Origin of the sequence: Streptococcus oralis (genome assembly GCF_024399415.1) — a bacterium.
Lineage (GTDB): Bacteria > Bacillota > Bacilli > Lactobacillales > Streptococcaceae > Streptococcus > Streptococcus oralis_CS.
Genome location: NZ_CP029257.1, coordinates 119,987 through 142,500 on the forward strand (window position 1 = coordinate 119,987; position 22,514 = coordinate 142,500).

17 protein-coding genes, 2 tRNA genes and 2 rRNA genes (1 of these 21 cut by a window edge) are annotated in these 22,514 nt (G+C 44.2%); 16 read left to right on the top strand and 5 right to left on the bottom strand.

The genetic code is table 11. The features are described 5' to 3' along the window. Window positions 1–849: a putative RNA methyltransferase gene (locus DG474_RS00590; RefSeq protein WP_001095501.1), complete on the bottom strand. Its 849-nt coding sequence runs from the start codon at window positions 847–849 to the stop codon at window positions 1–3. 53 nt (window positions 850–902) lie between these two features. Then, entirely contained in the window at window positions 903–2,159 is a 1,257-nt protein-coding gene (tyrS, locus tag DG474_RS00595; RefSeq protein WP_000546913.1) for a tyrosine--tRNA ligase, read from the bottom strand. Window positions 2,160–2,299: 140 nt separating this feature from the next. Between tyrS and pbp1b the strand changes: the two genes are divergently transcribed. The 6 genes from pbp1b (at window position 2,300) to DG474_RS00625 (ending at window position 9,004) form a co-directional block, all read left to right on the top strand. Next, a complete protein-coding gene (pbp1b, locus tag DG474_RS00600) occupies window positions 2,300–4,819 on the top strand; it encodes a penicillin-binding protein PBP1B (protein WP_255778292.1) in 2,520 nt (839 codons plus the stop codon). A gap of 77 nt (window positions 4,820–4,896) precedes the next feature. Further along, on the top strand, window positions 4,897–5,808 hold the full coding sequence (locus DG474_RS00605) for a DMT family transporter (protein WP_255778293.1): 912 nt from the start codon (window positions 4,897–4,899) through the stop codon (window positions 5,806–5,808). Window positions 5,809–5,892: 84 nt separating this feature from the next. Beyond that, window positions 5,893–6,591, top strand: a complete 699-nt coding sequence (gene dapD, locus DG474_RS00610) for a 2,3,4,5-tetrahydropyridine-2,6-dicarboxylate N-acetyltransferase (protein WP_139658247.1) — start codon at window positions 5,893–5,895, stop codon at window positions 6,589–6,591. 67 nt (window positions 6,592–6,658) lie between these two features. Further along, window positions 6,659–7,789, top strand: coding sequence for an N-acetyldiaminopimelate deacetylase (locus DG474_RS00615; RefSeq protein WP_255778295.1), 1,131 nt, complete (start codon window positions 6,659–6,661; stop codon window positions 7,787–7,789). Window positions 7,790–7,800: 11 nt separating this feature from the next. Further along, a complete protein-coding gene (locus tag DG474_RS00620; protein WP_255778296.1) occupies window positions 7,801–8,340 on the top strand; it encodes a 5-formyltetrahydrofolate cyclo-ligase in 540 nt (179 codons plus the stop codon). After that, window positions 8,324–9,004 carry a rhomboid family intramembrane serine protease gene (locus DG474_RS00625; RefSeq protein WP_255778297.1) on the top strand — a complete coding sequence of 227 codons (681 nt, stop codon included), beginning with the start codon at window positions 8,324–8,326 and terminating at the stop codon, window positions 9,002–9,004. The genes DG474_RS00620 and DG474_RS00625 overlap by 17 nt, the downstream gene beginning before the upstream one ends. A gap of 158 nt (window positions 9,005–9,162) precedes the next feature. On the opposite strand, the gene DG474_RS00630 is transcribed toward DG474_RS00625, so the two are convergent. The 3 genes from DG474_RS00630 to DG474_RS00640 form a co-directional block, all read right to left on the bottom strand. After that, window positions 9,163–9,450: a hypothetical protein gene (locus DG474_RS00630; protein WP_084859229.1), complete on the bottom strand. Its 288-nt coding sequence runs from the start codon at window positions 9,448–9,450 to the stop codon at window positions 9,163–9,165. 219 nt (window positions 9,451–9,669) lie between these two features. After that, window positions 9,670–10,569, bottom strand: coding sequence for a UTP--glucose-1-phosphate uridylyltransferase GalU (galU, locus tag DG474_RS00635; RefSeq protein ID WP_000811023.1), 900 nt, complete (start codon window positions 10,567–10,569; stop codon window positions 9,670–9,672). Window positions 10,570–10,590: 21 nt separating this feature from the next. After that, window positions 10,591–11,607, bottom strand: a complete 1,017-nt coding sequence (locus tag DG474_RS00640) for an NAD(P)H-dependent glycerol-3-phosphate dehydrogenase (protein WP_255778298.1) — start codon at window positions 11,605–11,607, stop codon at window positions 10,591–10,593. 206 nt (window positions 11,608–11,813) lie between these two features. Here DG474_RS00640 and DG474_RS00645 point away from each other — a divergent pair, with 206 nt between their 5' ends. The 10 genes from DG474_RS00645 to DG474_RS00690 form a co-directional block, all read left to right on the top strand. Next, window positions 11,814–13,520 carry an ABC transporter ATP-binding protein gene (locus DG474_RS00645; RefSeq protein ID WP_255778299.1) on the top strand — a complete coding sequence of 569 codons (1,707 nt, stop codon included), beginning with the start codon at window positions 11,814–11,816 and terminating at the stop codon, window positions 13,518–13,520. Between the two features lies 1 nt (window position 13,521). Next, window positions 13,522–15,288, top strand: a complete 1,767-nt coding sequence (locus DG474_RS00650; RefSeq protein WP_255778300.1) for an ABC transporter ATP-binding protein — start codon at window positions 13,522–13,524, stop codon at window positions 15,286–15,288. A 139-nt stretch (window positions 15,289–15,427) separates the two neighbouring features. Next, a complete protein-coding gene (locus DG474_RS00655; RefSeq protein ID WP_173259629.1) occupies window positions 15,428–16,117 on the top strand; it encodes a gamma-glutamyl-gamma-aminobutyrate hydrolase family protein in 690 nt (229 codons plus the stop codon). Window positions 16,118–16,285: 168 nt separating this feature from the next. Next, window positions 16,286–17,635, top strand: coding sequence for a glucose-6-phosphate isomerase (locus tag DG474_RS00660; RefSeq protein ID WP_000018244.1), 1,350 nt, complete (start codon window positions 16,286–16,288; stop codon window positions 17,633–17,635). A gap of 127 nt (window positions 17,636–17,762) precedes the next feature. After that, the gene (gltX, locus tag DG474_RS00665) at window positions 17,763–19,223 is read left to right on the top strand and encodes a glutamate--tRNA ligase (RefSeq protein ID WP_255778301.1); all 1,461 of its coding nucleotides are present in this window, start codon (window positions 17,763–17,765) and stop codon (window positions 19,221–19,223) included. A gap of 12 nt (window positions 19,224–19,235) precedes the next feature. Beyond that, window positions 19,236–19,670, top strand: a complete 435-nt coding sequence (locus DG474_RS00670; RefSeq protein ID WP_255778302.1) for a cytidine deaminase family protein — start codon at window positions 19,236–19,238, stop codon at window positions 19,668–19,670. 115 nt (window positions 19,671–19,785) lie between these two features. Then, window positions 19,786–19,857, top strand: a tRNA-Glu gene (locus DG474_RS00675). Window positions 19,858–20,087: 230 nt separating this feature from the next. Then, window positions 20,088–21,634 (top strand): 16S ribosomal RNA (locus tag DG474_RS00680). 51 nt (window positions 21,635–21,685) lie between these two features. Next, window positions 21,686–21,758 (top strand) — tRNA-Ala (locus DG474_RS00685). Between the two features lie 122 nt (window positions 21,759–21,880). Then, window positions 21,881–22,514, top strand: a 23S ribosomal RNA gene (locus DG474_RS00690) (it continues 2,269 nt past the right edge of the window). The 16S and 23S rRNA genes sit together here with 2 tRNA genes alongside, the layout of an rRNA operon.

A 22,514-nucleotide genomic window follows, 5' to 3' on the forward strand; every position in this document is an offset into this window, starting at 1 on the left:
TCACCCTACTTTCCCAATCAAAATCTCTGCCTCAATGGTAATCTCAGTCAACTGAGTCCAGTCAATCTTGGTATGATCAACGTGAAAGAGTAAGGGTGTCATGGTAAGCAGGGCTTGACGTTGCTCTGCTGTGATGGGTTTGGTTAGAGAAGCTATTTGGCTAGATTGGATGCTGAAATGTTCCTGGAAATGTTCTTTGATATCTTGGTTGGAATAATCCTTCTTTGTCAGCTGGTCCTGCACCATTTGGCGGATTTCTTTGAGGTGGTTTTCAGTAGGGATGACCTTAATCAAGATACCGTCTTTGGATAAAACGCGACGAAACTCCCCATAGTTGGCAGGCGAAAAGATGTCAAGCAGGATATCCATGCTGGCGTCTTTTATAGGAAGACGAGCCAGGTCACCAACAAACCAATTGACCGCCCAGTTGGGTTCACTCTTGGCAGCGATTTGAACGGAATCTTTGGAAATATCAAAGGCATAGAAGGTTTTTTCAGAATGACTTTCTTGGAGTTTACGAGAGTAGAAACCTTCACCACAACCGATGTCCAAGACAGTTTTTGCAGATGATTTAGTCGCTAGTAGGTCTGAGATGGTTTCTAAGATAGTCTGATAAAAACCAGCTTCCAGAATTTGCTGGCGGTTTTGAAAGTTTTCCTTGTCGTAGTTGGTGGATTGTTTGATTTGAGGTGCCAGATTGACATAGCCGAATTTTGCTAGATCAAAAGAATGGTGGTTGCTACACTTGAGGCTAGACTCTACCAAGGTGAGATTTTCTTGGCAGATGGGGCAGGCAAAGGCACTAGCAGAAGCAAAGCGCTGGAGTTTTGGTTTGAGGTTTGTATTCATAGTTTAAGTCTAGCAAAAAAAGAACTGGATGGCAAATGCCTCCAGTTTGCTTTTTAATATGTAAGGACGAAGTATTTTTTCTTACCACGTCGGATAACAGTGAGTTCGTTCTCTAACTTATCTGCATCTCCTAAGACATAGTCAAGGTCTTGGATACGGTCGCCGTTGACGTAGATAGCTCCGTTTTGAACGTCTTCACGGGCTTGGCGTTTGGAATTGACCACACCAGATGAGACGAGAAGTTCCACGATATTGTGGTTTTCGTCTGCTTGTACTTGGTAGTTTGGCACTCCACGAAGTCCTTGTTTGAGTTCTTTGACAGAAAGGTTTTTAATGTTTCCAGCAAAGAGTTGCTCAGTGATGTTAAGAGCTTCTTTGTAAGCTTCTTCTCCGTGGACAAGAGTCACGACTTCACGAGCCAGGACTTTTTGAGCCAAGCGTTCGTGTGGAGCAGCTTCAAATTGTTTACGGATGTCTTCGATCTCATCAAGTGACAAGAAGGTAAAGATTTTCAAGAAGCGAACAGCGTCAGCGTCCATGACGTTCATCCAGAATTGGTACATTTCGTATGGAGAAGTCTTTTCAGGGTTGAGCCAGACTGCGTTTCCTTCTGATTTACCAAATTTCTTACCAGTCGCATCAGTAATAAGGGGAACTGTGATAACATGACCTGTCTTGTCAGCCTTACGACGAAGCAATTCTGTCCCAGCTGTCATATTTCCCCACTGGTCAGAACCACCGATTTGTAGGGTGACGTTGTGCTCTTGGTTAAGGACGTAGAAGTCATAGCCTTGCATGATTTGGTAGGCAAACTCTGTGTAAGAAATCCCTGTTTCGATCCGTTTTTTCACAGACTCTTTGCTCATCATGTAGTTGACAGTGAAGTATTTTCCGATATCACGGAGGAAGTCAATGAAGCTGATGCTGCCAAACCAGTCGTAGTTGTTGACCATGACAGCTTTATTTTCACCATTTTCAAAATCAAGAAAGCGAGAAAGTTGTCCTTGGATAGACTTGACCCAGCCATTTACTGTGTCTTTTGTTTGGAGACTACGTTCAGCATCTCTGAAGGACGGATCTCCGATGAGACCTGTAGCACCGCCAACGAGCGCATAAGGTTTGTGACCTGCTAGTTGCAAACGACGACTGGTCAAGATTGCGACAAGGTGGCCGAGGTGAAGGCTGTCAGCAGTTGGATCGTAGCCAGTATAATAAGAAACTTGACCTTCTTCTAGGGCTTTGCGCAACGCTTCTTCATCAGTCGTCTGAAAAATCAAACCACGCTCTTTTAGCTCATCAAAAATGTGCATGTGTCTTTTCTCCTTTATAAAATATTGTTTCTACCTATTGTATCACAAACTTGATTAATAGCCTAGTGGAATAGGGAAGAAAGTGGCTATTTTATTGAAAGTTTCCCTTTTATGGTATAATAGAGAAAGCGAGGACATTCATGAAAGAAAGAATTAATGAATTAAAAACAAAAATGCTGCATTTTTTCCAGCAGCTAATGCAACGAATTGTAAAATGGCAGAAAAGACTAGCAGAAAAACTAGCTAATAAGAAAACCAGTAAAAAGGGGACCTCTCCTGATAAAGTTAGAAGGGCAGGGTCTATTTTTGCTAAGGTTTTGAGTGGGTTTAAAATAGTCTTTAATACTCTCTTTATCTTAGGTTTTATCGGTGGACTGTTTGGCGCTGGTGTGGCTATGGGTTATGGAGTCGCTCTATTTGACAAGGCCCAGGTACCTCAAGCAGAAGAGTTGGTCAAGCAAGTGAAGGATATTGCCTCCATCTCAGAAATCACTTATTCTGACGGCAGTACCATTGCCTCGATCGAGGGCGATTTATTGCGCACTTCAGTCGCTTCAGATGCTATCTCAGATAACCTTAAGAAAGCTATTGTTGCGACAGAGGACGAGCATTTCAATGAGCACAAGGGAGTTGTGCCTAAGGCCGTTATTCGTGCGACCTTGGGAACCTTTGTCGGTCTGGGCTCGTCTAGTGGTGGTTCGACCTTGACCCAGCAGGTCATCAAGCAGCAAGTGGTGGGGGATGCTCCAACTCTAGCTCGTAAGGCTAAAGAGATTATTGATGCTCTAGCTTTAGAACGGGCCATGGGTAAGGATGAGATCTTGACAACCTACCTTAACATTGCTCCTTTTGGTCGCAATCATAAAGGTCAAAATATTGCAGGTGCCCAGCAGGCTGCAGAAGGAATCTTTGGAGTCAATGCTTCGGATTTAACGGTCCCTCAAGCTGCCTTTATCGCAGGATTGCCACAGAGTCCGATTAGTTACTCTCCTTATGAATCTGATGGTAGTATGAAGAGTGATGAGGATATGGCTTTTGGGATTAAGCGTGCCAAGGATGTTCTCTACAACATGTACCGGACAGGGGCTCTAAGTCAGGAAGACTACGATAAGTACAAAGATTATGACTTCAAGAAAGACTTCCTACCATCTGGTAGCGTTAGTGGGACTTCGCGTGACTATCTCTACTATGCAACCTTGGCAGAAGCTACTGACCGCATGTACGACTACCTCATCCAACGAGATAATGTTTCTGCGCAAGAATTAAAGAATGAGTCCATTCAGAAATCCTATCGCGATCTAGCCGCTAAGGAAATTGAAAATGGTGGATATAAGATTACGACAACTATCAATAAAAATGTTCATGCTGCGATGCAAAATGCGGTTGCGACCTACGGCTACCTGCTAGATGATTCAACAGGCCAGCCTGAGGTGGGGAATGTCCTCATGGACAACCAAACGGGAGCTATCCTAGGATTTGTTGGTGGCCGTAATTATCAAGAAAATCAGAACAATCACGCTATCGATACCAAGCGTTCTCCAGCTTCAACCACAAAACCTATATTGGCCTATGGTATCGCTATTGACCAAGGTTTGATGGGAAGTGCAAGTATCTTGTCAAACTATCCTACCAACTTCTCAAATGGGAATCCCATCATGTATGTCAATAGTCCTGGTACGGGCATGATGACATTGGGAGAAGCCCTTAACTACTCATGGAATATCCCGGCCTACTGGACGTATCGTACGCTTCGAGAGAAGGGTGTGGATGTCAAAGGCTATATGGAAAAAATGGGTTACGAAATCCCAGAATATGGTATTGAAAGTTTACCGATGGGTGGGGGGATTGACGTTACAGTTGCCCAGCATACCAACGGGTATCAAACTCTGGCCAACAATGGAGTTTACCATAAGAAACATATGATCGCGAAGATCGAGTCAACGGATGGCCGATTGGTGTACGAGCACAAGGATGAGCCTGTCCAAGTTTATTCAAAAGCGACAGCAACCATTATGCAAAGTCTCCTTCGGGATGTTATCTCATCTCGAATTACCTCAAGTTTCCAAACGGATTTGACGACTATCAATCCATCCCTAGCTCGTGCTGACTGGATTGGAAAAACTGGTACGACCAATGAAGATGAAAATATGTGGCTCATGCTTTCTACACCTCGCTTGACTTTGGGTGGCTGGTTAGGTCACGACGACAACCGACCACTAGCCAAAGGAGCAGGCCACTATCGTAATGCCAACTATATGGCCCACTTGGTCAATGCTATCCAACAAGCTGAACCTGGAATATGGGGGAATGAGCGCTTTAATCTGGATCCAAGTGTGACCAAGTCACAAGTTCTCCGATCTACAGGACAAAAACCAGGCAAGGTTTCCATCAATGGAAAAGAAATAGAAGTTTCTGGATCAACAGTAACGAGCTACTGGGCTACTAAAGAAGGTGCCCCAGTGACCACCTATCGCTTTGCTATTGGAGGAAGCGATGCAGATTATCTGAACGCATGGAAGAATATTCTAGGAAGCATTCCGGCAGTGACTCCTCCAAGCTCAAACAGTAGCTCAAGTTCAAGCAGTAGCTCTGGAAGTTCAAGTTCGAGTGGAAATACTCAAAGTGGTTCTTCAGGACGTTCACGTCTATTTAATCGTTAAGAAAGAGTAGTAGCAAGGTTAGTAATTTCTCCTTGTTGCTACTTTTTTCTTTGTTGGTTTCGTGTTACAATAATAATATGAATCATTATCAGAAAAAGATTGTTAAGGGGACAGTATACTCGCTACTTTCAGGCCTAATCTGGGGGATTTGTGGGATTTTAGGAGAGTATTTTTTCACTCATTATCCAGTGTCTTCTGGATGGCTTACTTCTATGCGTTTACTAGTGGCGGGGAGTTTGGTTTTAGGTTTATCTGCTTTTCAGTTGCGTAGCCGCTTGTTGGACATCTGGCGTGATAAGAAAAATTATCTACCTTTTTTAGCCTATGCTATTCTAGGTATTTTTTCTGTGCAGTTTTTCTTCTATCTCTGCGTTGAGTATTCCAATGCAACGACGGCGACCATTTTGCAATTTATCAGCCCAGTTTTTATCCTGTTTTATAATCGAATTATTTACCAGAAGAAGGCTTCAATTACAGCTGTTTTCTATGTTTTGATTGCCATGCTAGGTGTTTTTTTGATGGCTACAAAAGGGGATTTGTCCCAGTTATCCATGACACCTTTGGCTCTAGTGACAGGTTTGCTTAGTGCAGTAGGGGTCATGTTTAATGTTATCCTTCCCCAACGCTTTGCACGGCGCTACGGATTTGTTCCGACTGTTGGTTGGGGGATGATTCTGGCAGGACTCTTTAGTAATTTCCTCTACCCTATTTATCAGATAAGTTTTCAAGTGGATCTGGTAAGTGTGTTGATTTGTCTGACGATTGCCGTGTTTGGTACTGCTTTTGCCTTCTTCCTATCTATGAAGGCCGTGTCCCTCGTTTCCCCGCTGGTTGTATCGGTGGTGAGTGCTAGCGAACCGCTTTCTTCAGCTTTATTAAGTGTTCTTTTTCTGGGATTGGTCATGGATGGTTTTTTGGCCTTGGCTATGGTGTTGATTATCGTTCCGATGATTTTCTTATCTGTAGAAGAAGCAAAACAAGCCAGGTAAAGATGATTATTTGATAGTTGAGGCTTCAAATTTGAAGCCTTTTTTGGTAGAATAGGTATCATTATAACGAACCAGGAGGCACCTATGACTGCTACAAAAATGAACGCTCAAGAAATTATCCAATTTATCGCCAATGCTGAAAAGAAAACCAGTGTCAAAGTAACCTTTGAGGGGCAACTCGCATCTGCTGTGCCTAGCTCTGTTGTCAAACTAGGAAATGTTTTATTCGGAGACTGGAAGGACGTGGCTCCGCTTCTTGAAGGTTTAGTAGAAAATCAAGACTATGTTGTCGAGCAAGATGCTCGTAATTCTGCAGTTCCTTTGCTAGACAAACGTGCGATCAACGCTCGTATCGAGCCAGGTGCGATTATCCGTGACCAGGTGGAAATTGGTGACAATGCTGTTATCATGATGGGAGCAGTTATCAATATCGGTGCTGAAATTGGTGCAGGAACCATGATTGACATGGGTGCTATCCTTGGTGGTCGCGCTATTGTTGGAAAAAACAGCCACGTTGGTGCAGGTGCAGTTTTGGCAGGTGTGATTGAGCCAGCTAGTGCTGAACCAGTCCGTGTCGGAGATAATGTTCTTATCGGTGCTAATGCAGTGGTCATCGAAGGAGTTCAAATCGGTAGTGGTTCAGTTGTCGCAGCAGGAGCTATCGTTACCCAAGATGTTCCAGAAAATGTGGTGGTAGCAGGTGTTCCGGCTCGTATCATCAAAGAAATTGATGCCCAAACCCAACAAAAAACAGCGCTTGAGGATGCGCTTCGTACCTTGTAATTGTAAAAGTAAAAAAGAGGCGGAACCCTTTTTCCAGCCTCTTTCTGCTATATAGGAGGACAGATAGATGTTAGATTTGATTCAGACTAGACGAGATTTACACCAGATTCCAGAGATTGGCTTGGAGGAGTTCAAGACTCAGGCTTATTTGCTGGATGTGATTGAGAAATTGACTGCGGGCAAGTATTTTGTTCAGGTTCGTACTTGGCGAACAGGGATTTTGGTCTACCTGCAGGGAAGTCAGCCGGAACGAACCATTGGTTGGCGAACAGACATTGATGGTCTGCCTATCGTTGAACAAACAGGTCTACCTTTTGCTTCTCAGCACCAAGGTCGCATGCATGCCTGTGGCCATGATTTTCATATGACTATTGCCTTAGGCTGTCTCGAACGCGCCCTGGAGGAGCAACCCAAGAATAATTTGCTCTTCCTATTTCAGCCTGCTGAAGAAAATGAAGCTGGTGGGATGCTCATGTATGAGGATGGTGCTTTTGGAAATTGGTTGCCAGACCAATTTTATGGTCTCCATGTTCGTCCGGATCTGAAGGTCGGACAGATTGCGACCAACACTCATACACTCTTTGCAGGGACTTGTGAGGTGAAGGTTCGTTTCAAAGGAAAAGGAGGACACGCAGCTTTTCCGCATGAAGCCAATGACGCCTTGGTGGCTGCTAGTTACTTTGTAACCCAGGTGCAGTCAGTTGTCAGTCGCAATGTCAATCCCATCGAGGGAGCGGTGGTGACCTTTGGTGTTTTCCAAGCTGGAACAACCAACAATGTCATTACAGACACAGCCTTTTTGCATGGAACCATTCGCGCCTTGACTCAGGACATGAGCCTCTTGGTACAAAAAAGAGTCAAGACAGTCGCAGAAGGGGTTGCAGCAGCCTTTGATATGGAAGTCGAAGTAGAACTCAAGCAAGGAGGCTACCTACCTGTTGAGAACAATCCAGCCTTGGCGCGTGAACTGATGGACTTTTTTGAAGAGAAAGATGGGATTGAGTTGATTGATATCGAGCCAGCTATGACTGGTGAGGACTTTGGTTATCTCCTTTCGAAGGTAGACGGCGTTATGTTCTGGCTAGGTATCGATAGTCCCTATGCCCTTCATCACCCTCAGATGAGTCCTAAGGAAGAAGCCTTAGCCATTGGGGTAGATGCGGTCTCTAGTTTCTTGAAAAAGAAGGCAGCAGAGTAGAGGAATTGTCTATGAAAGCAGAACTACGCAAGAAAATTTTGCAAGAAATGAAGACTCTATCTCAGGAGCAAAAACAGGCTATGGATCGAGCTTTAACTGAGCGTTTCTTACAACACCCTTTTTACCAAGAAGCTAAGGTCATCGCAACCTATCTCTCCTTTCCTCATGAATTTCAAACGCAAGAACTGATCGAGCGGGTACTGAAGGACGGCAAAAAGGTTCTGATACCCAAAACCTATCCCAAGGGGCGCATGGAATTTGTGGTCTATCATCCGCAGCAGTTGGCAAAAACTTCCTTTGGTTTACTGGAACCGCAAGGAGACTTGGAAGTGGTGGAACCGTCTCAGATTGATTTGATTCATGTTCCAGGGCTAGATTTTACGACAGAAGGCTATCGGATCGGGTATGGTGGAGGCTACTATGACCGCTATCTAGAACATTTTACTGGTCATACTTTGAGTACGGTTTATCCTTGTCAAATTCAGGAGTTTAACTTTGAAAACCATGATATTCCCGTACAGGAGGTGCTAACCTATGAAGGAAATCTTTGATAAACGTTATCCTGTGACTAGCTTTTTCCTCCTAGTAACCGCATTGGTATTTCTCTTGATGTTGGTTCTTACAGGTTTAAATTTTGAACGAGCGGATACCTTGCTTCAGTTTGGAGCTATGTATGGACCGATCATTCGCCTATTCCCTGAGCAGATTTGGCGCCTATTTTCGGCTATATTTGTGCATATTGGATGGGAGCATTTCATTGTCAATATGATTTCGCTCTACTTTCTTGGACGACAGGTGGAGGAGATTTTCGGTTCTAAGCAGTTTTTCTTTCTCTATCTCTTATCAGGAATGATGGGCAATCTCTTTGTGTTTGCATTTACACCGAAAGTTGTCGCAGCTGGAGCATCCACTTCTCTCTACGGGTTATTTGCTGCGATTATCGTCCTGCGTTACGCAACTCGCAGCCCCTATATCCAGCAGTTGGGGCAATCCTACCTGACGCTTTTCGTGATAAATATCATTGGAAGTGTTCTGATTCCAGGAATCAGCCTAGCAGGGCATATTGGCGGTGCAGTAGGCGGTGCCTTTCTAGCAGTCATCTTCCCAGTCAAATGGGAGAGAAGGATGTACAGTACTAGCCAGCGAATCGGAGCAACTGTACTTTTTATCGCACTAGCCATTTTCCTTTGCTATAAGGGAATGAACTATGTGTAGGGGAGATAGTTAAAAAGCTACTCAAAAAATGAGTAGCTTTTTATGTAGATTGGAACCATTCGAAACAACATAGCTCTATAACTAGGAAATATTGATACTATCAACTCCGCACATCCTACATAGACAGTTTACCTAATGTTTTTTAATATTCTTCAAAACTATATCTTATACAAATTATTTAATCTTTCTAACTCTAATACATTCATACATACTTCTACTCCAGTAACTACCCCCTTGCTATGAATAAATCCACAAGAAAACACAATCCTCTCCTTACTCAAAATATTTGACAATATTACTAATGCTTCTAAAACATAATCCTCTATGGTAATAAAACTATTGTTTTCATCTTTGAAAAACTTTATAAATCCAATATCCTTACACCTATCACCAAAATAGAACCTAAGTGATTTTAAATAATAATCAAAAAACACATCGATCTCCATAGAAATCCCCTTCATTTTTAAAATATTCTGTTATATCATACAAAAAAGTTTTGGAACCATTCGAAACAACACAGCAAGTTAAAATAAGGCTTTGTCCGTACACAACTTAAAAAAGCGAGCACCGATTCGGTTGCTAATAAGTCATCTGCAAAGATGACTTTTTTTATTGCAAACTTCAACAAAAAAACAAAGCCCTTCTTTAAGAGCATTGTTTTTCCTCTATTCCCCCTCAGCTAACTCTTTCCCGAGTTGGATGAGGTAGTCTTTCAAGTCATCTTTGACTTGTGGGTGTTTGAGAGCGTAGTCGATGGATGTTTTCATAAAGCCAAACTTGTCTCCGACATCGTAACGAGCCCCTTTGAACTCACGAGCAAATACACGTTGTGTTTTATTGAGGGTATCGATTGCATCTGTCAGCTGAATTTCATTTCCTGCACCTGGAGTCTGGTTCTCAAGGATTTGGAAAATTTCAGGAGTGAGGAGGTAGCGTCCGATAATAGCAAGGTCGCTAGGAGCATCCTCTGGCGCTGGTTTTTCAACGAAGGTTTCAACGCTGTAAAGACCGTCTTTTCCTTCGCCTTGCGGAGCAATAACCCCGTAAGCAGAGACTTCGTCGTGAGGGACTGGCATGACAGCGATAGTAGACGCGTGGGTACGCTCGTAGTCATCCATGAGTTGTTTGGTAAGTGGAACAGCCTTTTCGTCTGTGATATCCATCAAGTCATCACCAAGCATAACGACAAAAGGTTCATTTCCAACGAAAGCCTTGGCTTGCAAAACAGCATCTCCGAGACCACGTGGATGTGTTTGACGGATAAAATGCAGGCGCATGCCAGTTGTCTCATCAACCAGCTTCAAAAGATCTGTTTTCCCTTTTTCTTTGAGGTTATATTCCAATTCGAAGTTTGAGTCGAAGTGGTCCTCAATAGAACGTTTTGACTTACCCGTAACAACCAAAATGTCTTCGATTCCAGACTTGAGGGCTTCTTCAACGATAAACTGGATAGTGGGCTTGTCTACGATTGGCAACATTTCCTTGGCCAAGGCCTTAGTTGCTGGGAGGAAGCGTGTTCCCAATCCAGCGGCTGGGATGACTGCTTTTCTGACTTTTTGTTTCATGATGTTCCTTTCTATAAAGGTCTATGACCATTCGTTTTCTGCTTTAAATTCATTGCTCATGATGTCAGTGATTGCTTCTTTGATATTGACACCTTCGTAGATGACTCGGTAAATAGCCTGTGTGATTGGCATGTAGACACCCAATTCCTGAGCCAGTTCGTAAGCTGCTCGAGTTGTTGAAATGCCTTCGATGACCATACCCATGTTTGCTTCGATGTCTGCGAGGGATTCTCCACGACCGAGAGCATCACCGGCTCTCCAGTTACGAGAGTGGACAGATGTCCCCGTTACAATCAAATCTCCAACTCCAGAAAGGCCGCTATAAGTCAGAGGATTAGCTCCAAGAGCGACCCCTAGACGGGTGATTTCAGCCAAGCCACGGGCAATGATAGCTGCCTTGGCATTGTCGCCAAACCCTAGTCCATGTAATGCACCTGCACCAACTGCAATGATGTTTTTAAGAGCACCAGCGGTTTCAACTCCGATAACATCCGTATTAGTATAGAGACGGAAGTAGTGATTGCTAAAGAGATTTTGGACGTACTGAGCAGTTTCAAGGTCTTTAGAGGCTGCAGTGATCAAGGTAATATCCCGTACAATCGTTTCCTCAGCATGGCTAGGTCCTGAAACAACAACGACTTCACTACGAAGGTCGGCTGGAATTTCCTCTTCAAGAATAGTCGATAGGCGTTTGTGGCTATCTGGTTCCAATCCTTTGGAGGCGTGCATGATGACAACCTTGTGATCGAGCACCTTTGCTACTTGTTGGGCAACCAGTCTCGTTACTTTTGTTGGGACTACAAATAAAACAGCATCTACACCCTTTAGTGTTTCTTCCAAGTCATGATAGGCTTTGATTTTTTCGTCGAGTAGGATATCTTTGAAATAGCGTTTGTTTGTATGCTGGTTATTGATTTCATCGATTTGGTCAGAAATATTTCCCCAAATTCGAACCTCGTGTCCATTGTCGTTTAGGACCTGCGAAAGGGCAGTTCCCCAAGAACCAGGACCCAAGACAGCGATGGTTTGTTTCTTCATCTTTTCCTCCTTGTAAGAGTTCTTCCTTCCATTTTACCATAAAAAGCCTTTTCATGCATCACCTGTAGATGAAAGCGAACTAATTTATAATAAGGAGACTTCTTTGACAAGATGCCTCTTTTTTGCTAGAATAGCATCAATATGAACGAATGAGAAGGAGCTGACGCAGGATGTCGCTCCCTTTATCTATTTTATTAGGAGGAAATATGCTCATTAAAAAAATAAAAACCTATAAATGGCAGGCCTTGGCATCCTTAATGATGACAGGCTTGATGGTTGCGAGCTCGCTCTTGCAACCGCGCTATTTGCAAGAGGTGTTAGAGGCTTTGTTGGCCGGTCAAAATGAGGCTATTTATAGTATTGGCGCTTGGCTGATAGGAGTAGCCCTAGTCGGTCTGGTTGCAGGTGGGGTCAATGTAACACTTGCAGCCTACATTGCTCAAGGAGTGTCTTCGGACCTTCGTGAAGACGCTTTTTGCAAGATCCAGACTTTTTCTTATGCCAATATCGAGCAGTTTAATGCGGGTAATCTTGTCGTCCGAATGACCAATGATATCAACCAAATTCAGAACGTGGTGATGATGGCTTTTCAAATCCTCTTCCGTCTCCCTCTTCTCTTTATCGGTTCCTTTATCTTGGCGGTTCACACTCTTCCATCACTTTGGTGGGTGATTGTCCTCATGGTGCTCCTAATCTTTGCACTAACTGCCATCATGATGGGGATGATGGGGCCACGATTTGCTAAGTTTCAAACCCTTCTTGAACGGATCAATGCTATCGCCAAGGAAAATCTACGTGGTGTGCGTGTAGTTAAATCCTTTGTACAAGAAAAAGCACAATTTGACAAATTTACAGAGGTTTCTGATGAACTTCTCGGCCAAAATCTTTATATCGGTTATGCCTTCTCAGTTATAGAACCCGTTATGATGCTAGTCGGCTATGGGGCAGTCTTCCTCTCTATCTGGTTGGTGGCAGGTATGGCTCAGTCAGATCCGTCTGTAGTGGGCTCGATTGCTTCCTTTATCAACTATCTCAGCCAGATTATCTTTACCATTATCATGGTTGGATTTTTAGGAAATTCTGTCAGTCGTGCCATGATTTCCTTGCGTCGTATCCGCGAGATTCTAGATACCGAGCCAGCGATGACCTTTAAAGATCTCCCGGATGAAGAGTTAGAAGGAAGTCTCTCTTTTGAAAATGTGACCTTTACCTATCCCAATGACGATGAGCCTATGCTGAAGAATGTAACCTTTGAAATTGCGCCTGGTCAGATGGTCGGTGTGGTTGGTGCGACTGGAGCAGGGAAGTCCACTCTAGCTCAGTTAATTCCACGACTTTTTGATCCACAGGAGGGATCTATCAAGATTGGAGGCAAGGATATTCGAGACGTCAGCGAGGGAACCTTGCGTAAAACAGTTTCCATCGTCTTGCAACGTGCTATTCTCTTTAGCGGGACCATTGCAGATAATCTCCGTCAAGGGAAAGGCAATGCCAGCGTGTCAGAAATGGAACGTGCAGCACGAATTGCTCAAGCCAGTGAATTTATCGGGCGTATGGAAAACAAATTTGAGAGTCAGGTCGAAGAACGTGGCACCAACTTTTCTGGTGGACAAAAGCAACGGATGTCCATTGCCCGTGGGATTGTCAGCAATCCCCGTATCCTGATTTTTGACGATTCGACTTCAGCCTTGGATGCTAAGTCAGAGAGACTCGTGCAGGAAGCTTTGAATAAAGACCTGAAAGGGACGACAACCATTATCATCGCTCAAAAGATCAGTTCAGTCGTCCATGCGGACAAGATTTTGGTCTTGGACCAAGGACGCTTGATTGGAGAAGGAAGGCATGCAGACTTGGTAGCTAATAATGCCGTCTACCGCGAAATCTACGAAACACAAAAGGGAAAGGAGGAATAAAATGAAAACCGTTCGATTTTTCTGGAATTATTTTAAAGTTTACAAGTTCTCCTTTGTCATTGTGATTCTGATGGTTGCAGTTGCGACGATTGCCCAAGCCCTCTTTCCAGTTTTTTCAGGTCAAGCAGTGACGGAGCTCGCTAACCTAGTTCTAGCTTATCAAAATGGAACTTCCGAACTAGCCTGGCAGAGTTTGTCAGCTCTGATGCTGAATCTAGCTCTTGTTGTTCTCGCCTTAGTGGTATCCAGTTTGATTTACATGACCTTGATGACCCGTGTGATTGCTGAGTCAACAAATGAGATGCGTAAGGGCCTCTTTGGCAAACTTTCTCGTTTGACCGTTTCTTTCTTTGACCGCCATCAGGATGGCGACATCCTTTCTCGCTTCACGAGTGACTTGGACAACATCCTTCAAGCCTTCAATGAAAGCTTAGTTCAGGTCATGAGCAATATTGCTCTTTACATCGGTTTGATTTTTGTCATGTTTTCAAGAAATGTGACACTAGCCCTGATAACAGTAGCTAGCACCCCAGTAGCCTTTCTCATGTTGGTCTTCATCGTGAAAATGGCCCGCAAGTACACCAATCTCCAGCAAAAAGAGGTTGGGAAACTCAATGCCTACATGGACGAGAGTATTTCTGGACAGAAAGCTGTTATCGTACAAGGAATTCAAGATGACATCGTAGCAGGCTTTGTGGAGCAAAATGAGCGCGTGCGCAAGGCAACCTTTAAAGGGAGAATGTTCTCAGGCATCCTGTTTCCTGTTATGAATGGGATGAGCTTGGTCAATACGGCCATCGTTATTTTTGCAGGTTCTGCGGTCCTGCTGAACGATCCAAGTATCGAAACAACGACAGCCCTAGGTTTGATCGTCATGTTTACCCAATTTTCTCAGCAGTACTACCAGCCAATTATCCAGGTGGCTGCGAGTTGGGGGAGCCTCCAGTTGGCCTTTACTGGAGCGGATCGTATCCAAGAAATGTTCGATGCAGAAGAAGAGATTCGTCCGCAAAATGCGCCTGCCTTTACGGAATTGCGAGAAGGTGTTGAAATCAGTCATATTGATTTCTCTTATGTGCCAGACAAGCCGATTTTAAAAGATGTTAGCATTTCAGCTCCTAAGGGGCAGATGATAGCAGTTGTCGGTCCGACTGGTTCAGGGAAAACGACCATCATGAACCTTATCAATCGCTTCTACGATGTGGATGCAGGTAGCATTTCTTTTGATGGCAAAGACATCCGTGACTACGACTTGGACAGTCTGCGGAGCAAGGTCGGGATTGTCTTGCAGGATTCGGTCTTGTTTAGTGGAACGATTCGGGACAATATCCGCTTTGGTGTGCCAGATGCCAGTCAGGAAATGGTCGAAGCAGCTACCAAGGCAACTCATATTCATGACTATATCGAAAGCTTGCCTGACAAGTATGATACCCTTATTGATGATGAGCAAAATATCTTCTCGACTGGGCAGAAACAATTGATTTCCATCGCTCGGACCTTGATGACAGATCCTCAAGTCTTAATTTTAGATGAAGCGACTTCCAATGTGGATACCGTAACAGAAAGCAAGATTCAACATGCCATGGAGGCAGTTGTAGCAGGACGAACCAGTTTTGTCATTGCCCATCGTCTCAAGACCATCCTCAATGCCGATCAGATTATTGTCCTCAAAGATGGAGAGGTTATTGAACGTGGAAATCATCACGAGTTGCTCAAACTCGGCGGTTTCTACTCGGAACTGTATCACAATCAATTTGTCTTCGAATAAAAAAGAAGTTGTCCTCGTTGGGCAGCTTTTTCTTGTCCATAAAAAATACTTATCACGGTCTTTAAAAAAACATATTAGACAGGAAAGGGTTGGAGTGATAAGATAAGACTGTCGCAAGAAAATCGAAAGGAGACACATCATGGCTAGAACGGTTGTAGGAGTTGCTGCAAATCTATGTCCTGTAGATGCAGAAGGGAAAAACATTCACTCATCTGTATCCTGTAAATTTGCAGAGAGCATTCGTCAAGTCGGTGGTCTTCCTTTAGTAATTCCTGTAGGGGATGAGTCCATTGTGCGCGATTATGTAGAAATGATTGACAAACTCATCTTGACAGGTGGACAAAATGTCCATCCCCAGTTTTATGGAGAGAAAAAGACTATTGAGAGCGATGATTACAACCTTGTACGCGATGAGTTTGAACTAGCTCTCTTGAAAGAAGCGCTCCGTCAGAATAAACCAATTATGGCAATCTGCCGTGGTGTTCAGCTTGTCAATGTTGCTTTTGGCGGCACTCTCCACCAAGAAATTGAAGGTCACTGGCAAGGCTTGCCTTTTGGAACCTCTCATTCTATTGAGACAGTAGAAGGAAGTGTGGTGGCTAAGTTGTTTGGCAAAGAAAGTCAGGTCAACTCAGTCCATCGTCAAAGTATCAAAGATCTGGCACCTAATTTCCGTGTGACAGCGGTGGATCCTCGAGATCAGACCATCGAAGCGATTGAGTCTATCGATGAGCATCGCATTATCGGTTTGCAGTGGCACCCAGAGTTCCTGGTCAATGAAGAAGATGGCAATTTAGAATTATTTGAGTATTTATTAAATGAATTGTAACGGTTAGAGTCTCTAGCCGTTTTTATTCGTCCTTTCAGATTTTTTATATTTTAGCAAATTTACGCAAACGTTTGAATTCTGATAAAAATTGGGCAAATTCAATAAAAAAGCTTGAAAAAATCGAAGGTAAGCGTTATGATAGAAAAGAAGAAATTTTGGAGGATTATCATGTCACATATTAAATTTGATTATTCAAAAGTTTTAGACAAATTTGTTGCCCCACATGAAGTGGAATACATGCAAGCACAAGTAACAGCTGCAGACGAATTGATCCGTAAAGGAACTGGTGCTGGTAGCGACTTTTTGGGTTGGTTGGACCTTCCTGAAAATTATGACCGCGAAGAATTCGACCGCATCTTGAAAGCTGCTGAGCAAATCAAATCAGATAGCGATGTCTTGGTTGTAATCGGTATCGGTGGATCTTACCTTGGTGCCAAAGCAGCCATCGACTTCTTGAACCACCACTTTGCTAACTTGCAAACAAAAGAAGAACGTAAAGCGCCACAAATCCTTTACGCTGGAAACTCAATCTCATCTACTTACCTTGCTGACTTGGTAGAGTACGTAGCTGACAAAGACTTCTCAGTAAACGTGATTTCTAAATCAGGTACAACAACAGAACCAGCTATCGCTTTCCGTGTCTTCAAGGAACTTTTGGTTAAGAAATACGGACAAGAAGAAGCTAACAAACGTATCTACGCAACAACTGACCGCCAAAAAGGTGCTGTTAAGGTTGAAGCAGATGCCAACGGTTGGGAAACATTTGTGGTTCCAGATGACATCGGTGGACGCTTCTCAGTATTGACAGCAGTTGGATTGCTTCCAATCGCAGCATCAGGTGCAGACATCAAAGCCCTTATGGAAGGTGCGAATGCAGCTCGTAAAGACTACACTTCAGACAAGATTGCTGAAAACGAAGCATACCAATATGCAGCAGTTCGTAACATCCTTTACCGTAAAGGCTACGCTACTGAAATCTTGGTAAACTACGAACCATCACTTCAATACTTCTCAGAATGGTGGAAACAATTGGCTGGTGAGTCAGAAGGGAAAGACCAAAAAGGGATCTACCCAACTTCAGCAAACTTCTCAACTGACTTGCACTCACTTGGTCAATTTATCCAAGAAGGAACTCGTATCATGTTCGAAACAGTTGTCCGTGTTGACAAACCACGTAAGAACGTGATCATTCCTACTTTGGAAGAAGACCTTGACGGACTTGGTTACCTTCAAGGAAAAGACGTTGACTTTGTAAACAAAAAAGCAACTGACGGTGTTCTTCTTGCCCACACTGACGGTGACGTGCCAAACATGTACGTAACTCTTCCTGAGCAAGACGCTTTCACTCTTGGTTACACTATCTACTTCTTCGAATTGGCAATTGCCCTTTCAGGTTACTTGAATGCCATCAACCCATTTGACCAACCAGGTGTTGAAGCATACAAACGCAACATGTTTGCCCTTCTTGGAAAACCAGGATTTGAAGAATTGAGCAAAGAGCTTAACGCACGTCTATAATAGAAGAAAAGAGTGGCTTGCCCACTCTTTTTACTCTCTTTATTCGTAGACATTGGACTCAGGCGAGACTTGTGATATAATATAGAAAGCAAAAAGGCAGACGCCTAGAGACTTTATAGGAGAAACTATGTCAAAAGATATCCGCGTACGCTACGCACCAAGTCCAACAGGACTACTACACATCGGAAATGCCCGTACAGCATTATTCAACTACCTTTACGCACGCCATCATGGTGGAACTTTTATCATTCGTATCGAAGATACTGACCGTAAACGCCATGTTGAGGATGGAGAACGTTCACAGCTTGAAAATCTTCGCTGGTTGGGGATTGACTGGGATGAAAGTCCAGAAACTCATGAAAACTATCGCCAATCAGAGCGTTTGGAACTCTATCAAAAATACATCGACCAATTGCTAGCCGAAGGAAAAGCCTACAAATCTTACGTTACAGAAGAAGAGTTGGCAGCTGAGCGCGAACGCCAAGAAGCAGCTGGCGAAACACCACGTTACATCAATGAATATCTTGGCATGAGCGAAGAAGAAAAAGCAGCTTACATTGCAGAACGTGAAGCAGCTGGTATCATCCCAACCGTTCGCTTAGCCGTCAATGAAGCTGGTATTTACAAATGGCATGACATGGTCAAAGGCGATATCGAATTTGAAGGTGGTAATATCGGTGGTGACTGGGTAATTCAAAAGAAAGATGGTTACCCAACTTACAACTTTGCTGTTGTTATTGATGACCACGATATGCAAATTTCTCATGTTATCCGTGGAGATGACCACATTGCTAATACACCAAAACAACTTATGGTCTATGAAGCGCTTGGTTGGGAAGCACCTGAGTTTGGTCACATGACTTTGATCATCAACTCTGAAACGGGTAAAAAATTGTCTAAACGGGATACTAACACCCTTCAGTTTATCGAAGACTACCGTAAAAAAGGCTATTTGCCAGAAGCCGTCTTTAACTTTATTGCCCTTCTTGGTTGGAATCCAGGTGGCGAAGATGAAATTTTCTCTCGTGAGGAATTGATTAAACTCTTTGACGAAAACCGCCTCAGCAAGTCTCCAGCAGCCTTTGACCAGAAGAAACTAGACTGGATGAGCAACGACTACATCAAGAGAGCAGAACTTGCCACCATCTTTGAAATGGCTAAACCTTATCTAGAAGAAGCAGGGCGTTTGACTGACAAATCTGAAAAAATGGTAGAACTCTACAAACCACAAATGAAATCAGTAGACGAGATTGTTCCATTGACAGATCTTTTCTTCTCAGATTTCCCAGAGTTGACAGACGCTGAGCGTGAGGTCATGGCAGGAGAAACCGTTCCGGTTGTTCTAGAAGCCTTCAAAGCGAAACTAGAAGCAATGACAGATGAAGAATTTGTGACAGAAAACATCTTCCCACAAATCAAAGCAGTTCAAAAAGAAACAGGTATCAAAGGGAAAAACCTCTTCATGCCGATTCGTATTGCCGTTTCAGGTGAAATGCATGGACCAGAATTACCAGACACCATTTTCTTACTCGGACGTGAAAAGTCAATCCAGCATATTGAAAACATGCTCAAAGAGATTTCTAAATAAAAAGGACTTCCGATGGGTACATGGGAAAAAATGTATGAAGAAGCACGAACCTTATTCAATCCCCATGAAGTTTCTGACTTTGTTTATGCTAATCATGTTGTTGCTGCGGTAGAAGCAGAAGATGGTCAGATTTTTACAGGATTTTGTATGGAGGGTACTTGTGGCGTTTTTCATCTCTGTGCAGAACGAGCAGCTCTCTTCAATATGTATCAATTTTCAGGACAGACCAAAGTTAAGAAAATCCTTGCCTTTCGAGATAAACCTCCTTACGGCGAAGAATCAGGTATGCCCTGTGGCGCTTGCAGAGAATTTCTCTTAGAATTGAATGCTGAAAATAAAGAAGCAGAGTTCATGATGAACTACGAAACAAGAAAAACAATTAAGGTTGCCGAATTGATCCCTTACTGGTGGGGAGAGGAACGTGCAACTAATTGGCAAGATAAATAAAGGGAGTCAGTTTAACTGGCTCTTTTCCCTAATCTTTTCAGAATTTCGATAAAGAGGAAAAAAGTCCTTGACAAAGGTAAAAAAGTAGGTATAATAGAAAGAGTTGAAAAGCTCAGGTCCGTTGGTCAAGGGGTTAAGACACCGCCTTTTCACGGCGGTAACACGGGTTCGAATCCCGTACGGACTATGTTGTATTGCGGCTAAAAAAACTTGAAAAAAGTTTAAAAAATCTGTTGACAGAGACAGGTGGCTGTGATATACTAATATAGTTGTCGCTCGAGAGAGAATGAGTGACAAAGACCTTTGAAAACTGAACAAGACGAACCAATGTGCAGGGCACTATAACTGAAGTTATAGTACTGAACAATGAAAAAACAATAAATCTGTCAGTGACAGAAATGAGTGAGAACTCAAACTTTTAATGAGAGTTTGATCCTGGCTCAGGACGAACGCTGGCGGCGTGCCTAATACATGCAAGTAGAACGCTGAAGGAGGAGCTTGCTTCTCTGGATGAGTTGCGAACGGGTGAGTAACGCGTAGGTAACCTGCCTGGTAGCGGGGGATAACTATTGGAAACGATAGCTAATACCGCATAAGAGTAGATGTTGCATGACATTTGCTTAAAAGGTGCAATTGCATCACTACCAGATGGACCTGCGTTGTATTAGCTAGTTGGTGAGGTAACGGCTCACCAAGGCAACGATACATAGCCGACCTGAGAGGGTGATCGGCCACACTGGGACTGAGACACGGCCCAGACTCCTACGGGAGGCAGCAGTAGGGAATCTTCGGCAATGGACGGAAGTCTGACCGAGCAACGCCGCGTGAGTGAAGAAGGTTTTCGGATCGTAAAGCTCTGTTGTAAGAGAAGAATGAGTGTGAGAGTGGAAAGTTCACACTGTGACGGTATCTTACCAGAAAGGGACGGCTAACTACGTGCCAGCAGCCGCGGTAATACGTAGGTCCCGAGCGTTGTCCGGATTTATTGGGCGTAAAGCGAGCGCAGGCGGTTAGATAAGTCTGAAGTTAAAGGCTGTGGCTTAACCATAGTACGCTTTGGAAACTGTTTAACTTGAGTGCAAGAGGGGAGAGTGGAATTCCATGTGTAGCGGTGAAATGCGTAGATATATGGAGGAACACCGGTGGCGAAAGCGGCTCTCTGGCTTGTAACTGACGCTGAGGCTCGAAAGCGTGGGGAGCAAACAGGATTAGATACCCTGGTAGTCCACGCCGTAAACGATGAGTGCTAGGTGTTAGACCCTTTCCGGGGTTTAGTGCCGCAGCTAACGCATTAAGCACTCCGCCTGGGGAGTACGACCGCAAGGTTGAAACTCAAAGGAATTGACGGGGGCCCGCACAAGCGGTGGAGCATGTGGTTTAATTCGAAGCAACGCGAAGAACCTTACCAGGTCTTGACATCCCTCTGACCGCTCTAGAGATAGAGTTTTCCTTCGGGACAGAGGTGACAGGTGGTGCATGGTTGTCGTCAGCTCGTGTCGTGAGATGTTGGGTTAAGTCCCGCAACGAGCGCAACCCCTATTGTTAGTTGCCATCATTCAGTTGGGCACTCTAGCGAGACTGCCGGTAATAAACCGGAGGAAGGTGGGGATGACGTCAAATCATCATGCCCCTTATGACCTGGGCTACACACGTGCTACAATGGCTGGTACAACGAGTCGCAAGCCGGTGACGGCAAGCTAATCTCTTAAAGCCAGTCTCAGTTCGGATTGTAGGCTGCAACTCGCCTACATGAAGTCGGAATCGCTAGTAATCGCGGATCAGCACGCCGCGGTGAATACGTTCCCGGGCCTTGTACACACCGCCCGTCACACCACGAGAGTTTGTAACACCCGAAGTCGGTGAGGTAACCTTTTAGGAGCCAGCCGCCTAAGGTGGGATAGATGATTGGGGTGAAGTCGTAACAAGGTAGCCGTATCGGAAGGTGCGGCTGGATCACCTCCTTTCTAAGGATAAGGAACTGCACATTGGTCTTGTTTAGTCTTGAGAGGTCTTGTGGGGCCTTAGCTCAGCTGGGAGAGCGCCTGCTTTGCACGCAGGAGGTCAGCGGTTCGATCCCGCTAGGCTCCATTGGTGAGAGATCACCAAGTAATGCACATTGAAAATTGAATATCTATATCAAATAGTAACAAGAAAATAAACCGAAACGCTGTAGTATTAAAAGAGTTTATGACTGAAAGGTCAAAAAATAAGGTTAAGTTAATAAGGGCGCACGGTGGATGCCTTGGCACTAGGAGCCGAAGAAGGACGTGACAAACGACGATATGCCTTGGGTAGCTGTAAGTAAGCGATGATCCAGGGATTTCCGAATGGGGGAACCCAACAGGTACTACCTGTTACCCGCATCTGTTAAGGATGTGAGGAGGAAGACGCAGTGAACTGAAACATCTAAGTAGCTGCAGGAAGAGAAAGCAAAAGCGATTGCCTTAGTAGCGGCGAGCGAAACGGCAGGAGGGCAAACCGAAGAGTTTACTCTTCGGGGTTGTAGGACTGCAATGTGGACTCAAAGACTATAGAAGAATGATTTGGGAAGATCAGCCAAAGAGAGTAATAGCCTCGTATTTAAAATAGTCTTTGTACCTAGCAGTATCCTGAGTACGGCGGGACACGTGAAATCCCGTCGGAATCTGGGAGGACCATCTCCCAACCCTAAATACTCCCTAGTGACCGATAGTGAACCAGTACCGTGAGGGAAAGGTGAAAAGCACCCCGGGAGGGGAGTGAAATAGAACCTGAAACCGTGTGCCTACAACAAGTTCGAGCCCGTTAATGGGTGAGAGCGTGCCTTTTGTAGAATGAACCGGCGAGTTACGATATGATGCGAGG

Bases quoted from the DNA above. Each gene is read 5' to 3' on its own strand.
- DG474_RS00590 (WP_001095501.1), bottom strand. From the start codon at position 849: ATGAATACAAACCTCAAACCAAAACTCCAGCGCTTTGCTTCTGCTAGT.
- tyrS (WP_000546913.1), bottom strand. From the start codon at position 2,159: ATGCACATTTTTGATGAGCTAAAAGAGCGTGGTTTGATTTTTCAGACG.
- pbp1b (WP_255778292.1), top strand. From the start codon at position 2,300: ATGAAAGAAAGAATTAATGAATTAAAAACAAAAATGCTGCATTTTTTC.
- DG474_RS00605 (WP_255778293.1), top strand. From the start codon at position 4,897: ATGAATCATTATCAGAAAAAGATTGTTAAGGGGACAGTATACTCGCTA.
- dapD (WP_139658247.1), top strand. From the start codon at position 5,893: ATGACTGCTACAAAAATGAACGCTCAAGAAATTATCCAATTTATCGCC.
- DG474_RS00615 (WP_255778295.1), top strand. From the start codon at position 6,659: ATGTTAGATTTGATTCAGACTAGACGAGATTTACACCAGATTCCAGAG.
- DG474_RS00620 (WP_255778296.1), top strand. From the start codon at position 7,801: ATGAAAGCAGAACTACGCAAGAAAATTTTGCAAGAAATGAAGACTCTA.
- DG474_RS00625 (WP_255778297.1), top strand. From the start codon at position 8,324: ATGAAGGAAATCTTTGATAAACGTTATCCTGTGACTAGCTTTTTCCTC.
- DG474_RS00630 (WP_084859229.1), bottom strand. From the start codon at position 9,450: ATGGAGATCGATGTGTTTTTTGATTATTATTTAAAATCACTTAGGTTC.
- galU (WP_000811023.1), bottom strand. From the start codon at position 10,569: ATGAAACAAAAAGTCAGAAAAGCAGTCATCCCAGCCGCTGGATTGGGA.
- DG474_RS00640 (WP_255778298.1), bottom strand. From the start codon at position 11,607: ATGAAGAAACAAACCATCGCTGTCTTGGGTCCTGGTTCTTGGGGAACT.
- DG474_RS00645 (WP_255778299.1), top strand. From the start codon at position 11,814: ATGCTCATTAAAAAAATAAAAACCTATAAATGGCAGGCCTTGGCATCC.
- DG474_RS00650 (WP_255778300.1), top strand. From the start codon at position 13,522: ATGAAAACCGTTCGATTTTTCTGGAATTATTTTAAAGTTTACAAGTTC.
- DG474_RS00655 (WP_173259629.1), top strand. From the start codon at position 15,428: ATGGCTAGAACGGTTGTAGGAGTTGCTGCAAATCTATGTCCTGTAGAT.
- DG474_RS00660 (WP_000018244.1), top strand. From the start codon at position 16,286: ATGTCACATATTAAATTTGATTATTCAAAAGTTTTAGACAAATTTGTT.
- gltX (WP_255778301.1), top strand. From the start codon at position 17,763: ATGTCAAAAGATATCCGCGTACGCTACGCACCAAGTCCAACAGGACTA.
- DG474_RS00670 (WP_255778302.1), top strand. From the start codon at position 19,236: ATGGGTACATGGGAAAAAATGTATGAAGAAGCACGAACCTTATTCAAT.